This window comes from Trinickia terrae (assembly GCF_005144415.1).
Lineage (GTDB): Bacteria > Pseudomonadota > Gammaproteobacteria > Burkholderiales > Burkholderiaceae > Trinickia_A > Trinickia_A terrae.
Map to the genome: position 1 here is coordinate 492,406 of NZ_SWJE01000001.1, position 16,152 is coordinate 508,557.

12 protein-coding genes are annotated in these 16,152 nt (G+C 66.2%); 1 reads left to right on the forward strand and 11 read right to left on the reverse strand.

All coding sequences use genetic code 11. The features are described 5' to 3' along the window. Positions 1-111 precede the first annotated feature (111 nt). From FAZ69_RS02185 to FAZ69_RS02235, 11 genes are all read right to left on the reverse strand, one after another. Positions 112-1,875, reverse strand: a complete 1,764-nt coding sequence (locus FAZ69_RS02185) for a S53 family peptidase (protein WP_439654736.1) — start codon at positions 1,873-1,875, stop codon at positions 112-114. 349 nt (positions 1,876-2,224) lie between these two features. Continuing rightward, positions 2,225-3,940 (reverse strand): S10 family peptidase, encoded by a 1,716-nt coding sequence (locus FAZ69_RS02190; protein WP_136892288.1) that lies wholly within the window; start codon positions 3,938-3,940, stop codon positions 2,225-2,227. A gap of 157 nt (positions 3,941-4,097) precedes the next feature. After that, entirely contained in the window at positions 4,098-4,736 is a 639-nt protein-coding gene (locus tag FAZ69_RS02195) for a class I SAM-dependent methyltransferase (RefSeq protein ID WP_369407717.1), read from the reverse strand. Next, positions 4,733-5,548 (reverse strand): sulfite exporter TauE/SafE family protein, encoded by an 816-nt coding sequence (locus FAZ69_RS02200; RefSeq protein ID WP_136892290.1) that lies wholly within the window; start codon positions 5,546-5,548, stop codon positions 4,733-4,735. The genes FAZ69_RS02195 and FAZ69_RS02200 overlap by 4 nt, the downstream gene beginning before the upstream one ends. Before the next feature lie 3 nt (positions 5,549-5,551). Beyond that, positions 5,552-6,820 carry an NAD(P)/FAD-dependent oxidoreductase gene (locus FAZ69_RS02205; protein ID WP_169708527.1) on the reverse strand — a complete coding sequence of 423 codons (1,269 nt, stop codon included), beginning with the start codon at positions 6,818-6,820 and terminating at the stop codon, positions 5,552-5,554. Between the two features lie 46 nt (positions 6,821-6,866). Continuing rightward, on the reverse strand, positions 6,867-7,727 hold the full coding sequence (locus FAZ69_RS02210; RefSeq protein ID WP_136892291.1) for an MBL fold metallo-hydrolase: 861 nt from the start codon (positions 7,725-7,727) through the stop codon (positions 6,867-6,869). Between the two features lie 13 nt (positions 7,728-7,740). Then, entirely contained in the window at positions 7,741-9,381 is a 1,641-nt protein-coding gene (locus FAZ69_RS02215; RefSeq protein ID WP_136892292.1) for an HAL/PAL/TAL family ammonia-lyase, read from the reverse strand. A gap of 25 nt (positions 9,382-9,406) precedes the next feature. Further along, positions 9,407-10,729, reverse strand: coding sequence for an MFS transporter (locus tag FAZ69_RS02220; RefSeq protein ID WP_169708528.1), 1,323 nt, complete (start codon positions 10,727-10,729; stop codon positions 9,407-9,409). 36 nt (positions 10,730-10,765) lie between these two features. Continuing rightward, positions 10,766-12,406 (reverse strand): thiourocanate hydratase, encoded by a 1,641-nt coding sequence (gene ertB / locus FAZ69_RS02225; protein ID WP_136892294.1) that lies wholly within the window; start codon positions 12,404-12,406, stop codon positions 10,766-10,768. 14 nt (positions 12,407-12,420) lie between these two features. Continuing rightward, positions 12,421-13,512 carry a thiohydantoin desulfurase gene (ertC, locus tag FAZ69_RS02230; protein WP_136892295.1) on the reverse strand — a complete coding sequence of 364 codons (1,092 nt, stop codon included), beginning with the start codon at positions 13,510-13,512 and terminating at the stop codon, positions 12,421-12,423. Positions 13,513-13,758: 246 nt separating this feature from the next. Beyond that, the gene (locus FAZ69_RS02235; RefSeq protein ID WP_136892296.1) at positions 13,759-14,649 is read right to left on the reverse strand and encodes a LysR family transcriptional regulator; all 891 of its coding nucleotides are present in this window, start codon (positions 14,647-14,649) and stop codon (positions 13,759-13,761) included. A 101-nt stretch (positions 14,650-14,750) separates the two neighbouring features. On the opposite strand from FAZ69_RS02235, the gene ertD reads away from it, so the two are divergent. Then, positions 14,751-16,142 (forward strand): hydantoin-5-propionate amidohydrolase, encoded by a 1,392-nt coding sequence (gene ertD / locus FAZ69_RS02240; protein WP_136892297.1) that lies wholly within the window; start codon positions 14,751-14,753, stop codon positions 16,140-16,142. The last annotated feature ends 10 nt before the right edge of the window (positions 16,143-16,152 follow it).

The following is a 16,152-nucleotide window of genomic DNA, read 5'->3' on the forward strand; positions in this document are numbered from 1 at the left end:
CGCGATGCGTTTGTGCTGTTTCGCGGCGGGTTTACAGCAGAGTGTGATGGCGGCCCGCCTCCGTTCGAGCGAAGGAGGCGGGCGATCCGGCTACGTCACGCGCTCAGGCTCTCACTGCGCGAACTTGTGGCTCTGCACGTACGCGCCAAGCTTCGCGATATCGACGCTGCCCCAGCCGGTCGGATAGTCCCAGCCCTTGCCGGCGTTGTACCCGTAGCCGCCGTAGCCGTTGTTGCCGGAGGTCACGTCGTGCACGAGCGAGGGCGTCGACGGCACGGCGCCATAGATGCTCGCCGCCGGGAAGCCGAGCGCGTTCGAGTTGGCCGACTGAAGGCGCGCATAGAAGCCGACGAAGATCGGCGAGGCGAGGCTCGTGCCGCCGATCTGCTGGAGCTGTCCGTAGTTGTAGACGAGCGCGCCCGTGCTCTGCGCGGCATCGAACGAGATGTCGGGCACGGCGCGGCCAGCCGGCGCGGGGCTCACGGACAGCGCCGCTTGCCACGACGGGCTCGCCTCGTACGAACTGAAGCCGCCCGTCGACGCCCATAGCTTGCCGGCCTGGTCGAGGCCTTCGTTCCAGACCGTCTCGCTCGCGTAGCCGTCGCTCGCCGTCGTGTAGAGCGTCGTGCCGCCGACCGCGATCACGTTCGGCGACGACGCCGGCCACGAGATCGAGTAGGTGCCGCCGTCCGGGTAGCCGCGGTTGTTGCACTCGTACACGCCTTCATCGCCTGACGATACCGAGAACGTCTGCCCCTGCGCGACCGCGGTCGTGAAGATCTGGTCCTCGGCCGCCATCGTGCCGTCGGAATAGGCATCGGCCTCGCACCAGCCGAGCGATACGTTGATCACTTTCGCGAGGTTGTCGGAGACCGCTTGATTGAACGCCTGCGTCAAGCCGGTATTGCCGGATGCGCTGTTGTCGGCCATGTAGAACCGCAGCTGGTTCACCGCGCCGCCTGCCGCGCCGACGATCGACTGGCTGTCGAGATCCCATTCGCCCTGGCCTTGCTGGTCGTCGCTGTAGTCGCCGCTCGGGCTGCCCGTCTGGATCGCCTGGACGTTCACCGCCGGCAGGTTGTTCGCGCTCGTGAACTGGTTCAGGTCCTGGGTCGCCTGGCTCACGCCGCCTTGCGTGATGATGCCGACGGTCGTGTTCGCCGCGCTCGGCGTATTGCCGACGTCGTAGAGCGCCGGGAATTCGGTGGGGCTGTGACCCTTCGCCGTGCCCGTCGCGAGCGTGCGCGCCTGCGTGCGCGGGCCGGCATGCAGCATCGGGTGGGCGCGCGTCACGTCTTGCAGGCCGAGCACCGAGAGCACGACGTCGCCGAGCTCCGCGGGCACTTCCGCGGGCGCAGTGTTGGCGTAGACGTCGCGGTTGTTGCGCTGGAAGTGGACGAGCGGCGTATTGAAGCCGCTCTTCACCGAGCTCGCCGTGCCGTCGGCCGATACCAGCAGACGGTTCGGCGCCACGCGGATGTTGATGAAGCCGTGCTTGCGCAGATGTGCGGCGACGGCCTGGGCCTGCGCCTCGGTCGGCGCGTAGTTCGCGAGGAATTGCTGGTGCGTGAGGAACTTGCGGTAGCGCGCGCTGCGGCGATCGTCGACGTCGCGCGCGAGCTGCTGGAGCTGGCTGGCGTTGCGCAGCTTGAGGCTGACGACGACATGGGTCGGCGTGCCGGCGGCCAGCTCGGCGAGCGGCGTGGCGGTGAGCGTGCGCGTCGGGGCGATGAACGCCTTGGTTTCGGTGCTGACCCAGGCGGTTTGCGCCGGCGCGGCCGCGTAAGCGGTCGATGCCAGGGCGAGCGGCAGCATCCATGCGTTGTGTTTAAAGGAAGCAAATGCGGAACGTTTTGTATTTAACGTCAATTTCATTTGAGCTCCTAAAGCGAAATGCCATGAGAAGACAAATCCGTCGAGTCTCGATGCATCGGCGAATTGAAATGACCAGCCCTCTCAGGCGCGACTTCGTCGATATGGATTGTTGGCGATCGCCGGGGCGATGCGCGCCGCTAAGCTAGCAGGGGCGGTTTTGATGGCGGTACTGTCTAAACTGTTAGTGGAGGCGCGAATTTTTCTCGGCTACCCGAATTGGAAAATATAATTTGAAAGCTTGTTGAATGAAAAATGGGGGTTGACGATTTTTAATTTGAAAATATGGAGGGGATTTTTATGGATATTTTTCTTTGGATGAAATCGAGAGTTAATTCTAATTCTGACTGGATTATTTGTTTCGGATCGTTCCTCCCGTCGCGGCGTCGTAGAAGCGCGCCAGGTCGCCCTTGAGCGCGTGCAGCGCCGCATCGTCGAGATAGATCATGTGCCCCGTGGGGTAGTACGTGATGCGGATGTTCGAGCGCAGCGACGGATCGAGTCCCATATGCGCGAGGTCGTACTCGGTCGCGAAGAACGGCGTCGCGAGATCGAAGTAGCCGTTCGCCGACAGCACCTGCAAGCGCGGATTCTGCCGCATCGCCTGCGCGAGGTCGCCGGCCGCGTAGGGCTCGGCGAGCTCTTCGCCCGACCACGTGCGGTGCTTCCAGTTCCATTGCTTGAGCGCCGTGTCGTTGAAGACGCGGTAGCGATCCTGCGCGGCGTAGTGCAGGTCCTGCGCGAGGTGCTGGTGGAACGCGGCGTCGAAGGCGCTCGAGATGCCGCTCACCGATGCGTCGCCGTCGGGGCTGTCGGACGCGTCGTCGTAGTCGATGCCTTCGAAGCGCGCATCGTAGCGGCCCACCGTGCGTGACGCCGAGCGCAGCAGCTCCTTGCGGAAATGCGACGGCCAGATGCGCAGGCGCGATTCCTCGACGTAGCGGACGTCGAGCCCCGTAAAGCGCGCCACTTGTGCGGCGACGGCGTCGCGCTCTTGGTCGCTCAGCGTGTCGCCTTTGGCGAGCGCCTGCGCGTAGGGGCCGGTCGCGTACGCGCGCACTTCGTCGAGAAAGCCCGGCAGGTCGGCGGGCTTCGGGTCGAGCTTGCCGTGATACCAGGCGATCGCGGCGAAGCTCGGCAGGTAGCGCTCGTTGACGAAGTCGTAGCCAGGCGCGCGCACGTTCGAATTGAGCACCGAGGACAGCAGCACGACGCCATTCACCGCCATGTTCTCCTGATCGAGCTTGTAGGCGAGCATCGCGGCGCGCGCCGTCCCGTACGACTCGCCGACGAGGAACTTCGGCGAATTCCAGCGCTGATTGACGGTCAGGTAGCGCTCGATGAAATGCGCGAAGGCGTCGAGGTCTTCGTCTACGCCCCAGAACTGCTTGCCGGTGGCGCTGCCGACCGGCTTCGAAAAGCCCGTGCCGACCGCATCGACGAACACGAGGTCGCTCTTGTCGAGCAGGCTGTCGGGGTTGTCGGCGAGCACGTAAGGCGCGGGCGGGGTCACCGAGGGGCTCGCGGTGCGCACGCGCTTGGGTCCGAACGAGCCGATCAGCAGAAAGAGGCTGCCCGCGCCGGGACCGCCGTTGAAGAGAAATGTGACGGGGCGCTGCGCCGGCGCTTTCGCATGCCCCGAGGCGGCTTCCTTCGGGGCGTCGACGGTGTAGGCGACGTAGAAGACGCTCGCTTGCGCGTCGCCGGCGTTGTTGCGCAGGAGCAGGTTGCCGGCTTTCGCCGTGTAGTCGAGCTTGTGGCCGTCGATTCGGATCGAATGCCGGGTGACGCTGGCTGTCTCGGGCGGAACGGGGACGGCGGCGGCACGGGTGGCGCCGGACGGTTCGGTCTCGCTCGCCGGCCCGCCGGTGTGCTGGGCGCCCGGAGCGGGCTGGTCGCCGGGCGCCGATGCCGCGGGTAGCGGGGTGGCGATGGCCGGCGCGGAATCGGAGGCTGCCGGCGAATCCGCGTTCGCTGCGAGGCCCGACGCCGATGCCAAGGCTGCGGCGACTGCCGTCGACGCAGCGGCAATGAAACCGCGCAGCGAGATTGCGAAGCGATAGCGCATGGCCGGTCCGGTTGAATGTGGCACTGACGGAATTGGCTCCGATTCTTCGCAATGTCGCGCATCGAGTCAATGGTTTGAGCGGCGTTGTCACGTCACCGGTCATATGACGGGACATCCGCATTGCCCCGCGAGTTGTTTGGTCGTGCGCTCGACCGGCTCAATCGCCCTGCGAGCCTCGCTCGAGGCAGCAATGGACGAATTGCTGCGTGGCCCCGGACGGCGTCCGATGCCATTGCGTCGCGCTTTCGACAAGCCGGAAATTCGCTGCAAATTGCGCGTACAGCGCATCGGTGTCGTAGCGAACCACGTCGAGGCCGCTGCACTTTTGCGGCCCCTCGGGGCCGAACGCCGCGACGATCAGGTGCCCGCCCGGCCTGATCGCGCGGCTTGCCTGACGTACATACGCCGCCCGCTGCCGAGGCTCCGTCAGAAAATGAAACACGGCCCGGTCGTGCCAGACGTCGTAGCGATCCGCTTCAAGGGCCACGCGCGTCACGTCGCCGGCGATCCAGTTCACGCGTGCTGCTGCGCCGCCGATGCGCCGTTGTGCCGCGTCGAGCGCCGCCCGCGAGAGATCGAGCACGGTGACATCCCGATAGCCGCGCGCAAGCAGGTCGTCTACGAGTGACGCCTGACCACCGCCTGCGTCGATGATCGCCGCGGCGCGGTCCGGCGCCACGCGTTCGATCAACTGAAGCGATAGCTCGAGATGCGGGCGATACCAGCTCACCGCGTCCGGCGCCTTGGTCCGATAGACCGCCTCCCAATGACCGGCTGCATCCATTTCGACGCTCATTGAACGGCGACCTTGATCGCCAAACCCATCGCGATGACCGTTGCGATCACCGCGAAGCCTCGTTGCAAATGGGGTCCGGCGAGACGCCGCGCCAACGGCCGGACGGCGATCAGCCCGCCGAGCGCGCCCGCCGCGAACGGAATCGCGATGCGCCAGTTCATCTGGCCGCTCGCAACCGAATAAGCGACGCCCGACATCGATACGAGCGCGATCACCGCGAGCGACGTGGCGACGATCGACTGCATCGGCAGCCGCGTGGCGCGGCGCAGCGCCGGCACGACGACGAAGCCGCCGCCGACGCCAAGGAGCCCAGACAGAAAGCCCGCGCTCACACCGGACGCCGCCAGCGCACGTGCGCAAGGCAGCGTCCAGACGAGGCGTCCGGTGGCGCCGTCGAGCGCGCACGGCACGTCGGCGCCGGCGCCGATTCGCTCGCCGTCGTACTGTGCGCCCGGCTGCCGGAACATCCGATACGACACCAACATCAGCACCGCCGCGAACAGCAGCGTGAGCGGCGCGTTGGGCAGGCGTTGCGAGGCCCACACGCCGGCGGGCGAGATCAGCATCCCGGTCACGGCGATGAAGCTCGCGGCCTTGTAGCGGACGATCCCCGCGCGCAGGCCAAGCACGGCGCCGAGCGCGGCGGACAGGGCGACGGCCAAGAGGCCGATCGGCGCCGCCTGCGCGACGGCGAGGTGCAAGCCGAACACCAGGAGCGGCACCGCGATGATCGCGCCGCCGGCGCCGGTCAGCGCGAGGATCACGCCGACTACCGAACCCAGCAACGCGCTGATCAATTCAACCATCGCCATGCGTCAACCGGCCTTCGTCTGCGTGAGCCACTCGTGGCCCTTCAGCATGCCTTCCCAGTAGAGCCACGGCAGCAGCTTGGTCTTCATGTGCCACGACGAGCGGCGCGCCACCGTTCCATCCAGCGGGAACGTGGGCAGGAGCTTGCCCCCGTAGCCGAATTCGGCGAACACGACCTTGCCTTTTTCAACGGTGAGCGGACACGCGCCGTAGCCGTCATAGGCAGCCGGCAGCGGCTGGCCGTCGCGCGCCGCCAGCAGGTTGCGGGCGACGATCACGATCTGCTTGCGCACGGCGGCAGCCGTCTTCGCATTCGAGGTGGAGCACACATCGCCGAGCGCGAAGATGTTCGGATAGCGCGGATGGCGCAGGGTTGCCGGATCGGTTTCGCACCAGCCGTCGGGATTCGCGAGCGGGCTCGTGCGAATGAAGTCGGGCGCGGCTTGCGGCGGGACGACGTGCAGCATGTCGAATGGCTTGTCGACGCGGGTCACGTTGCCGTCGGCGTCCTTTACCGCGAAGGTCGCGACGCGGTTCGGGCCGTCGACCGCAACCAGATTCGAATTGAACGCGAGCGCCGCGTGGTAGCGCTCGATGTAGCGCATCAGCGACGGCACGAACGCCGCGACGCCGAAGAGTGCCGCGCCGGCGTTGTTGAATTCGACGTCGATGTTGGCGAGCACGCCTTCGCGCCGCCAGTGGTCGCAGGCGAGATACAGCGCTTTTTGCGGCGCGCCCGCGCATTTGATCGGCATCGGCGGCTGCGTGAAGAGCGCCCGGCCGCGCCGGGTTTCGCGCACGAGTTGCCACGTATAGGGCGCGAGATCGAAGCGGTAGTTCGAGGTGACGCCGTGCTTGCCGAGCGACGCTTCCAACCCGTCGATCTTGTCCCAGCCGAGCTGCAAGCCCGGGCAGACGATCAGGTGCCGATAGCCGAGCTCGCGTCCGTCGTCGAGCTCGACCGCGTCGCGCTCGGGCGCGAAGCGCGTCACGCGCGCCTGAATCCATTGTGCGTCCCCGGGGATCAACGAAGCGGTCGGCCGCACCGTCTTGCCGATCTCGAACGCGCCGCCGCCGACGAGCGTCCATCCGGGCTGGTAGTAGTGCTTGTCGCTCGGCTCGACGATCGCGATCCTCAGCCGCGGCTGCCGCCGCAGGAGGCTTGCCGTCACGCCGATTCCGGCTGCGCCGCCGCCCACGACGACGATATCGAAGGTTGGCTTGTGATGGGGCCGCCCGTTGGCGGGCATGGTCGTTTCGATCATTCTTGTCATGGCCTGGTTATTGTTTGGTTATTGTCTGGTTATCGCGTCGATGCGCTCAAAGCACGTTCAACGGTATCTTCAGATAGCGAATGCCGTTTGCCTCGGGCTCGGGGAGGACGCCCGCGCGAATATTCAACTGGACCGAGGGGATGATCAGCGTCGGCATGCCGAGCGTCGTGTCGCGCGTGGTGCGCATCGCAACGAAGTCCAATTCGGCGACGGTGTCCCGCACATGAATGTTCGCCGCGCGTTGCTCATCGACAGTCGTTTGCCAGCGCAGTTCGCGCCCGTTCGGCGGATAGTCGTGGCACATGAAGAGTTGCGTGTCGCCGGTCAGCGAGAGCAGCCGCCTGATCGACGCATACAGCGTGTGCGCGTCGCCGCCCGGAAAATCGCAGCGCGCGGTGCCGACGTCCGGCATGAACAGCGTGTCGCCGACGAACACCGCGCCGTCGAACGCATAGGCAACGTCGGCCGGCGTATGGCCCGGCACATGCATCACGGTGGCTTCCAGTTCGCCGACGCGAAGCGTGTCGCCGTCCCGAAACAGCCGATCGAACTGCGAGCCGTCCAGACGGAAGCCCGGCTCGAAATTGAAGACCGGAGCGAAGATCTTTTGCACCGCGCGAATGTGCTCGCCGATCGCGATGCGGCCGCCGAGCTGCGCCCTCAGATACGGCGCCGCCGACACGTGATCGGCATGCGCGTGCGTTTCGAGCAGCCATTGCACCTCGAGTTGCTGCTCGCGCACGAAAGCGATGATGCGATCCGCCGAATGCGTGGCCGTGCGGCCGGCGTGCGGATCGTAGTCGAGCACGGAGTCGATGATCGCGCACGGCGAGCCGGGTGCTGCATAGACGACGTAGCTGAGCGTCGATGTCGCCGGATCGTGGAACGCCTGAATCACGGGTTTCACTGAATTGCCTCAATCATTCGTGGTAGTTGCGCAGCAGGTCCGCCGCTGCGCGGAAGTCTATGGTAAGCGGCCGGTCCTGGTCGAGGAAGGCGACCTGGCGACGCAAGGCTGAATAGAGCTCCTGCGCGGCGGGCGAGAGCGTGAAGTCGGCTTGCTGCTGCTTGCGCAGGTCGACGGCTTGCGCGGCGTGAATCAGCTCGATGCCGAGCAGCGCGTAGCTGTTGTCGATCTGCCGCTGCACGCGTTCGACCACTTGCGGCGCGTTGGTCGCGATGTCTTCGATGCCGCCTGCCACCGGCAGGTAGTCCGTCGAGACCGGCATCGCCAGTTGCTTGTTTTCCATCGCGAGCGCCATCACGGGTTTTTCCATCGCGCCGAATGCGTGGACGGTCTTGCCGGTGCCGAGATAGCGGGGCAGGCCGGTGAGATGCGAGTCGTTCAGCTTGACGATGCGCTGCGCCGACGCGAGCGAATTGTGTGCGAGCACGAGGCCCAGTTCCTCGAAGGCGAGCACCCACGGCAGCGGCTCGAAGTTCGCGCTCGGCAGCACCGCGCCGCCCGGATTCGCATCCACATAGCCGCGCTTGTCCTGCCAGCGCGCGGATTTCGGCGTGACGCCGACGGCGACGCCGGGGTTGTCGTCGGACGAATTCAGCTGCACGTCGAGCAGCGCGCGGGTTTCGTCGTACACGCGATCCTCTTCGCCAAGCAGATATACGCCCGAGCGGAAGCTCAGCGGATCCTGCAGCGGGCGCTGATCGTCGCGATTCCAGATGCTGCCGCCCGCGAGCAGCGCACGCAGTTCGTCGCCCGCGCGCATGGTGTACGGGAACGGGCGAAGCGCGAGGGTGTCGTGCAGGAACGGCGACACGTTGCCGTTCAGCGCTTGCAGCGAGAGCGCGTAGACGAGCTTCGTCGTGCGCGCGAGGCGCGCCATGTCGTCGAGGGCGAGCGCCGCCATGCCGGCCGCATAGGCGTTCGAACTGAGAATCGCCAGCGCGTCCTTGCCGTATGGCTTGATCGGCGCGATGCCGGCCGAATCGAGCGCGTCCGCGGCGGGCATTTTCTTGCCCTGATAGTAGACGTCGCCTTCGCCGAGCATCGCGAGCCCGACGTGCGAGAGGATCGTGATGTCCGCCTCGCCGATCGAGCCGTCCGACGGCATCGCCGGCGTGATGCCGTGGTTGAGGAACTGCACGTAGGTATCGACGATCGCAGGCTGAACGCCCGCACCGCCGTCGAGCATCGCGTTCAGGCGCGCAGCCATCGCGGCGCGCGCGACACGGATGTCCATGTCCGCTCCCACGCCGCCCGAGTGCGCGTGAATCAGGCCGATGTTGAAGCGGCGCGACGCATCGAGCACTTCGTCGGTCAGCTTGCCGTGGGCGTCGACCATCACGTGGTCCTTGTTCAATCCGACACCGACGGTCAGGCCGTAGATTTGCTGGCCCGCCTGCGCGGCTGCGAGCAGCACGCGCTGCGCATTCTCGACACGCGTCCGCGCGGCGGGAGCAATGCCGACTTGTTCGCCGCCGGCGATGCGGGCGATGACCGCTGGTGTCGCGGAGCGGCCGTCCAACTGCACTTCGGCGAAGGAAAGCGTGGCATGCAGCAGCGCACAGGCCACGATCAGGCGGGGAATCGAGCGGAGCACGGGCGGATGTCCTTGTGATGGTCGGTTATTGGAGGGCCTGCCGGGGCAGGAAGGCGATGGAGACTAAAGCGGCGACGCACGCGGCCATCACGTACCACGCAGGCGCGAAGGTATTGCCCGTGCTTTGCGTGAGCCAGGTGAGGATGGCCGGCGCGAAGCCGCCGAACACGGTGGCCGCAAGGTTGTAGGAAAGCGACATGCCGGTGGAGCGCACGCGCGTCGGAAACAGCATCGACAGTGCGGACGGCGCCACACCTGTGAAGATCGCGACCATCACGCAGAACGCGGTCTGCACGACGATCAGGGCGGCGCTCGTGTGCCATGCATGCAGCCAGACGAGCAGCGGATAGACGCTCGCGAGCATCAGCAACGCGCCGGCCGTGAGCACCTTCCTCGCGCCGAAGCGGTCGGACAGCGCGCCGGCCCACACGCATACGACGGCCATGAAGCAATTGCCGATCAGCGAAGCGATGAACGCTTGGCGCCCTTCGAAGTGGAGCGTGCGCTGCGCGTAGGTCGGCATGAAGATGACGAGTACATAGACGCAGACGGCCCACAGGATCGAGAAGCCGGCGCCGATCGCGAGCGAACGCGGATATTCGCGCACCACTTGCATGAGCGGCGCCTTCTGCGCCTCGTGCTGGCGATGAGCGCGCTCCATTTCGGCCTGGAAGTGCGGCGTTTCATCGAGCGTCTTGCGCAGCCAGAAACCGACCGGCGCGATCGCGAGACCCAGAACGAACGGAATGCGCCAAGCCCAGTCCCCGATCTGCTCGTGCGTGAAGAGCAGCGTGACGACGGTGGCGACCAGCGCGCCGAGGATGTTCGACAGCGCCATGCTCGCCTGCAGCCACGACGCATACTTGCCGCGCTTGTTGGCGGGCGCGTGCTCGATCAGGAACGCCGCCGCGCCGCCGACCTCGCCGCCGGCCGAGAAGCCTTGCAGCAGGCGTCCGCAGACGATCAGGAGCGGCGCGCCCACGCCGATCGCCGTATAGGGCGGCGCGAACGCGATGATGCCGGTGCCGGCCGCCATCACCAGGATGGTGAGCGTCAGCGCGGCCTTGCGCCCCGCGCGGTCGCCGTAGACGCCGATCACGAGCGCCCCGAGCGGCCGCACGACGAAGCCGAGGCCGAACGCCATGAAGGCTTCCAGCAACTGCACGCTCGAATCCGCGTGGCCGAAGAAGTTCTGCGCGATGTAGACCGCGAAGAACGCGTAGACCGAGAAGTCGTACCACTCGAGCGCGTTGCCTATCGATGCGGCTGCAACGGCCCGTCGACCGGTGTTGATTGCGTGCGGCGAAGAGAGTCGAGCGGCATCGGCCGGTGGCGCGGCGTTTTCCAAGGTGGCTCCTGATTGGCTCATGGACGAGAGATGAGGCTACAGCCGGATATGGGGAACCGACTTGAGTTGGACTTCGTCGAGTGCTTCTTCGTAGCCGGCGTCGGCGTAGCGCATGACGCCCATCGACGTGTCGTTGGTCATCGAAAGCGCGAGCCGCGCGTCGGCTTGCTTGGTGCCGTCGGCAATGACCGTCACGCCGGCGCTCGTCATATAGCCGCTGTAGCCGCCGCCGCCCGAGTGGATCGCGACGAGATCCGCCATCGACGAGCAGGCTGCCATGGCGTTGAGCAACGGCCAGTCGGCGATCGCATCCGAGCCGTCGCGCATGTTCTCGGTCATGATGTTCGGGTGCGCCATCGCGCCCGCGTCCAGATGATCGCGCGTGAAAGCGACCGGGCCGGCGAGATGGCCCTCGCGGACCATCCGGTTGACCGCGCGCGCGAGTTCCGTGCGTTCGCCGTGGCCGAGCCACGCGATGCGCGCGGGGAGCCCCTCGAACGGCACATGCTCGCGCGCGAGCCTGATCCAGTTGGCGACGATCGCGTTGTGGCCGAAATGTTCGAGCAGGTGGTCGTCGATCTTGCGGATATCGCCGGCATCGTTGGACAGCGCGATCCAGCGGAACGGGCCGATGGCGCGGCAAAACAGCGGGCGCAGGAAGGCTTCGGTGAAGATCGGGATCTCGAATGCGCGCTCGACGCCGCCTTCCTTCGCATGCGTGCGGATCAGGTTGCCGTTGTCGAAGACGATCGCGCCGCGGTCCTTGAAGCCGAGCATGGCCGTGACGTGACGCACGATCGACGCGCGGCTCGCGTTCATCAGGCGCGGGATGTCGGCCGTGCGCAGCGCGCGCACTTCGTCGAGCGTGCAGCCCGCCGGCACGTAGCCGTAGACGAGATCGTGCGCGGAGGTCTGGTCGGTGACGATGTCGGGGATGACGCCGCGCGCGAGGATCTCCGGATAGACATCGGCGGCATTGCCGAGCAGGCCGACCGACAGCGGTTCGTGGCGCGCCTGCGCGTCGCGGATCATCGCGAGCGCTTCGTCGAGATCGCGTGCCTGACGCTCGAGGAAGCCGATCTTCATGCGCTTGTCGATGCTGTCCTGATTGACTTCGATCGTGAGGATCGCCGCGTTCGCCATCCGGCCCGCGAGCGGCTGCGCGCCGCCCATGCCGCCCATGCCGGCCGTCAGGATGAAGCGCCCGCGCAGGTCGCCGCCGAAATGCCGCTCGGCGATGCGCGAAAAAATTTCGTAGGTTCCCTGAATGACGCCTTGCGAGCCGATGTATTGCCAGTCGCCGGCCGTGAGCCCGCCCCAGCAGATCAGGTTGTTCTTTTCCCACTCGTAGAAGTTCTCGGCCTTCGCCCATTGGCCGATCATGTTGCAGTTCGCCATGATGACGAGCGGCGCCTGAGCATGCGTGCGCAACAAGCCGATCGGCTTGCCGGACTGGACGACGAGCGTTTGATCCTCGTCCATCGTCTTGAGCGCATGGACGATCGCGTCGTGCGAAGGCCAGTCGCGCGCCGCGCGGCCGAGCGCCGCATAGACGATCAACTGCTCCGGCGCTTCGCCGACGGCGAGCACGTTTTCGAGCAGGCGCAGCAGTGCTTCCTGGCGCCATCCCTTGCAGCGCAGCGTGGTACCGGATGTGACGTTGAATTCGCGTTTCATGCTTCCGATACCCCTTACTGAGCGAGCGCGTAATCGGCGATGCTGATGCCGAGTGCCTTTTCGACCGGCGGATAGACAGCCGGATCTCGCACTGACGACGACAGCGGAATGTCCTGCTTCGCCACGTGAAACAGCAGGATCTCCATGCCCTCGCGGACCTGGCCCGCGCTGACCGGACAGCCGCCGGCATCGAGCGTCGTGATCACGTCGGGGTAGGTCGCGATGCGCGCGCCGTGCGCATCCTCGACGGCCATGTGCTCGTTCATCACGTGAATCAGGCGGCGATTCGCGCCTGCGCCGATCTCGATCACGCCGACATCGAACGCTTCGTCGGTGTACTTGAGCGTGTTGCGCACGACCTTGCCGCTGCCGATGATCTGCCCGCGCGTCGCCTTGCAGATCGCATCGACGACGGCTCCGCCGCCTTTCGCTTCCGCCGCGATGATCGCTTCGCCGAGCGCGAGCGCCATGCCGATGCCGCCGAGCGCCGCGTGCTGGCGCACATACGACGCGCGCACCGGATTGCGGCAGCTCGCGATGAAGCCGCCCGACATGTCCGACGCCTTGCGCAGCACCGGCGAGACCTTCGCGGTCGCGCCGCGCACGACGAGCTCGATATACGCGTGGTTCGCGCGATTGCCGCCGGCGGCCGCCTGAATCATCGGCTCGGGGCTCGACGCGAGGCCGAGCGAGCCCATGTCGCCGGTCGGATGGGCGCGGATGTCGCCGACCGCATCGACCACCTTCGTGCCGAGCAGCGCCGAAGGCAGCCAGCCGTTGAGCGTGCTCGACATGCCGTTCTGGCCGATGATCAAGCCGTGGATCGGGGCGCCGAGCGCCTCCTGCACGAGCTGCACCGCCTTCACGTAGTCGACGCCGAGCATTTCCCAGTCGGTCAGGCCGCCCGGTGCGCCGATTGCCGCCGCGGTCGCGATCCACGCGTCGTCGGGGATTTCGTCCATCGTGACGAGCTCGGGGCGGCCGATCGTCACCGCCAGCGTGCCGAGCTCGCGGCCGTGATCGGCCCAGCCGCCGCCGCCGCACGCGAAGATCGAGCCGCCCTTGACGGCGGCCTCGACATCTTTCAACGACAAGATGCGTCCCATGGTGTTTTCCTTCCTGTTGGTTTTCGGTTGCGTGAGCGTCGACGGCGAAGGCGTCGACGCGTCCGGCGCCGCTTGCGCCAGACGCGGGTATTGGCATGCTCGGAGCCTTGTGGCTGCGAGGATTGAAGGGGATTCTAGGGAGCGTTTATTTTTGCTCGTTATTGCTTTTTTATGGCTGAGGCATAACGCAGTGTTAAGGCTAGGGTAATCCCTCGGAGGGGCGGTGCGAGCGGCCGGAGCCGTGCTTCAGACCGCTGCGCGAAGGCTTTCGAGCATGGCGATGAACTCGCGCGCCGGCCGTGACAGCGGTTCGAGCACCGGATGGAGCACGCTGACCGGCGCACTGACGGTCGGCACGATCGGCCGCACGACGACTTGCGGCCACACCGGCCCGCTGACCGTGAGCTCGTCGATCAGCGCGATGCCCGCGCCGACCTGGACGAGCGCGCAGGCTACATGCGACTGCTGCACTTCCATCTTGATTTGCGGCACGCACTGCGCGTCATGAAAGAGCCGCCGCACGAGTTGTCCGAGGGGGATGTCGCTGCCGTAGCCGATCAGTGGCTGATCGACGAGATCCTGCACGCGCAGCGTCTCGTGCTTCGCGAGCGGATGATCGGCCGGCAGCGCGGCGACGATCCGGTTTTCGTGCAGCGGATGGATCTCGATGTTCGGGTGCGTCTCCTGAAGGAACGCGACCCCCAGCTCGACCTGCTGCGTGAGCACGGCCTGCATCAACACACCGGGAATCATCGTGTGCAGGATGATCCTCACGTCCGGAAGGTGCTCGTAGAAGCGGGCGATCGCGCGCGGAATCAGCGATTGCCCGAGATTCGGGCTGCACGCGATGCGCAGGTGTCCCATGCGGTTCTCGATCAGGTCCTCGGCCACCTCGTTGACGCGCTGAACGCCTTGGTACACCGCGTTGACCTCGGTGAAGAGCCGGCGTGCTTCGGGCGTCGGATAGAGGCGGCCCTTGATGCGCTCGAACAGGGCGAGCCCAAGCCGTTGCTCCGCATAGGAGATCAGCCGCGACACGGCCGGCTGTGAGACGTGCAGCAGCTTGGCGGCGCCGCTGATCGAGCCGGTCAACATGATCGCGCGGAACACTTCGATTTGCCGCAGGTTGAGTCGCAAGGGATTAACTCCATGTTATGTCGATGCAATAAATAGGCATGAGACATTCTGACAGAGCACCGCCTAAACTTGCTTCGGACAAGAACATGCCGGGAGCAAGGATGAGCGATTTCGATCTGGTGGTGCGCGGCAATCTCGTCGATGCCCGGAGCATCGTGGAGGACGGTTGGGTGGCGGTGCGAGACGGCAAGGTGGCGGCGCGCGGCACGGGCGCGGCGCCGCGGGCGCGCGATAGCGTCGATGCGAGCGGGCAGTGGGTGATGCCGGGCGTCGTCGACGGACAAGTGCACTCGGGCAGCCAGGCCCATCAGGAGGGGCTGGGGCAAGCTTCCCGTGCGGCGGCGGCCGGCGGCGTGACGGTGATGGTCGATATGCCGTACGACGACCCGGAGCCGGTCGCGTCGCGCGCGCAGCTCGACGCGAAGATCGCCGAGGTCGAGCGCGATTGTCACGTGGACGTGGCGCTCTTCGGCACGCTGAACGACCGGCACGGCATGCAGGCAGCGGCCGGTCTGATCGAAGGCGGCGTTTGCGCGTTCAAGTTCTCGACCTTCGAAGCGACGCCCGGACGCTTTCCGCGCGTGGAAGAGGACGATCTTTACGAAGCGTTCCGGCTGATCGCGCCGTCGGGGCTCGCGTGCGGCGTGCACAACCAGATGCAGGAGCTCACGCGCAAGAACATCGCGCGCATGATCGACGCGGGCGACACCGGCTGGGACGCGTTCATGCGCGCGCATACGCCGCTCATCGAGAATCTCGCGACCACGCTCATCTACGAGATCGGCGCGGAAACCGGCGCGCGCGCGCATGCGGTGCATGTGTCCACTTCGCGCGGCTTCGAGCTGTGCAACATGTACCGGCGCGCCGGACACCGGGCGAGCATCGAGACCTGCGTTCAATACCTGATGCTCAATCACGAAGAACATACGAAGCGCTTCGGGGCGAAGACCAAGCACTATCCGCCGATCCGTCCGAAGGCGGAAACCGAGCTGCTGTGGACCCACATCGCCAACGATGCCTGCACGTTTGTCTCGTCCGATCACGTCAGCTGGGGCCTCGAGCGAAAGGGGAACCCGAATGTGTTCAGGAATTCATCGGGCGGGCCGGGGCTCGAGACGCTGCTGCCGGCGTTCTGGACCGGCTGCGAGGCGCACGGCATCGCGCCGACGATGGTCGCCAGGCAACTGAGTGCAAACCCCGCGCGCCACTTCCTTCTGCACGATCGCAAGGGCTCGCTCGATGTCGGCGCCGATGCGGACATCGTGATTCTCAAGCCTGAGCGCTATCGGTTCGATCCGTCGAGCAGCTTGTCCGCGGTGCAGTGGAGCTCGTTCGAAGGGATGGAGTTCAGCGTGCGTATCGCAGCCGCCTATTGCCGTGGCGTGCAGGTCTTCGACGGGACAAGGATCGTCAATCCGCAAGGGTATGGGCGTTTCCTGCGTCCGCAGCCGCAAACCAAACTGGCGGCCGAGGCTGCCTCCCCATCCGCTTGAACGGACATTC

Excerpts from the sequence above, each read along its gene's own strand:
- FAZ69_RS02195 (WP_369407717.1), bottom strand. The coding sequence starts at position 4,736 with ATGAGCGTCGAAATGGATGCAGCCGGTCATTGGGAGGCGGTCTATCGG.
- FAZ69_RS02205 (WP_169708527.1), bottom strand. The coding sequence starts at position 6,820 with ATGACAAGAATGATCGAAACGACCATGCCCGCCAACGGGCGGCCCCAT.
- ertC (WP_136892295.1), bottom strand. The coding sequence starts at position 13,512 with ATGGGACGCATCTTGTCGTTGAAAGATGTCGAGGCCGCCGTCAAGGGC.
- ertB (WP_136892294.1), bottom strand. The coding sequence starts at position 12,406 with ATGAAACGCGAATTCAACGTCACATCCGGTACCACGCTGCGCTGCAAG.
- ertD (WP_136892297.1), top strand. The coding sequence starts at position 14,751 with ATGAGCGATTTCGATCTGGTGGTGCGCGGCAATCTCGTCGATGCCCGG.
- FAZ69_RS02185 (WP_439654736.1), bottom strand. The coding sequence starts at position 1,875 with ATGAAATTGACGTTAAATACAAAACGTTCCGCATTTGCTTCCTTTAAA.
- FAZ69_RS02190 (WP_136892288.1), bottom strand. The coding sequence starts at position 3,940 with ATGCGCTATCGCTTCGCAATCTCGCTGCGCGGTTTCATTGCCGCTGCG.
- FAZ69_RS02200 (WP_136892290.1), bottom strand. The coding sequence starts at position 5,548 with ATGGCGATGGTTGAATTGATCAGCGCGTTGCTGGGTTCGGTAGTCGGC.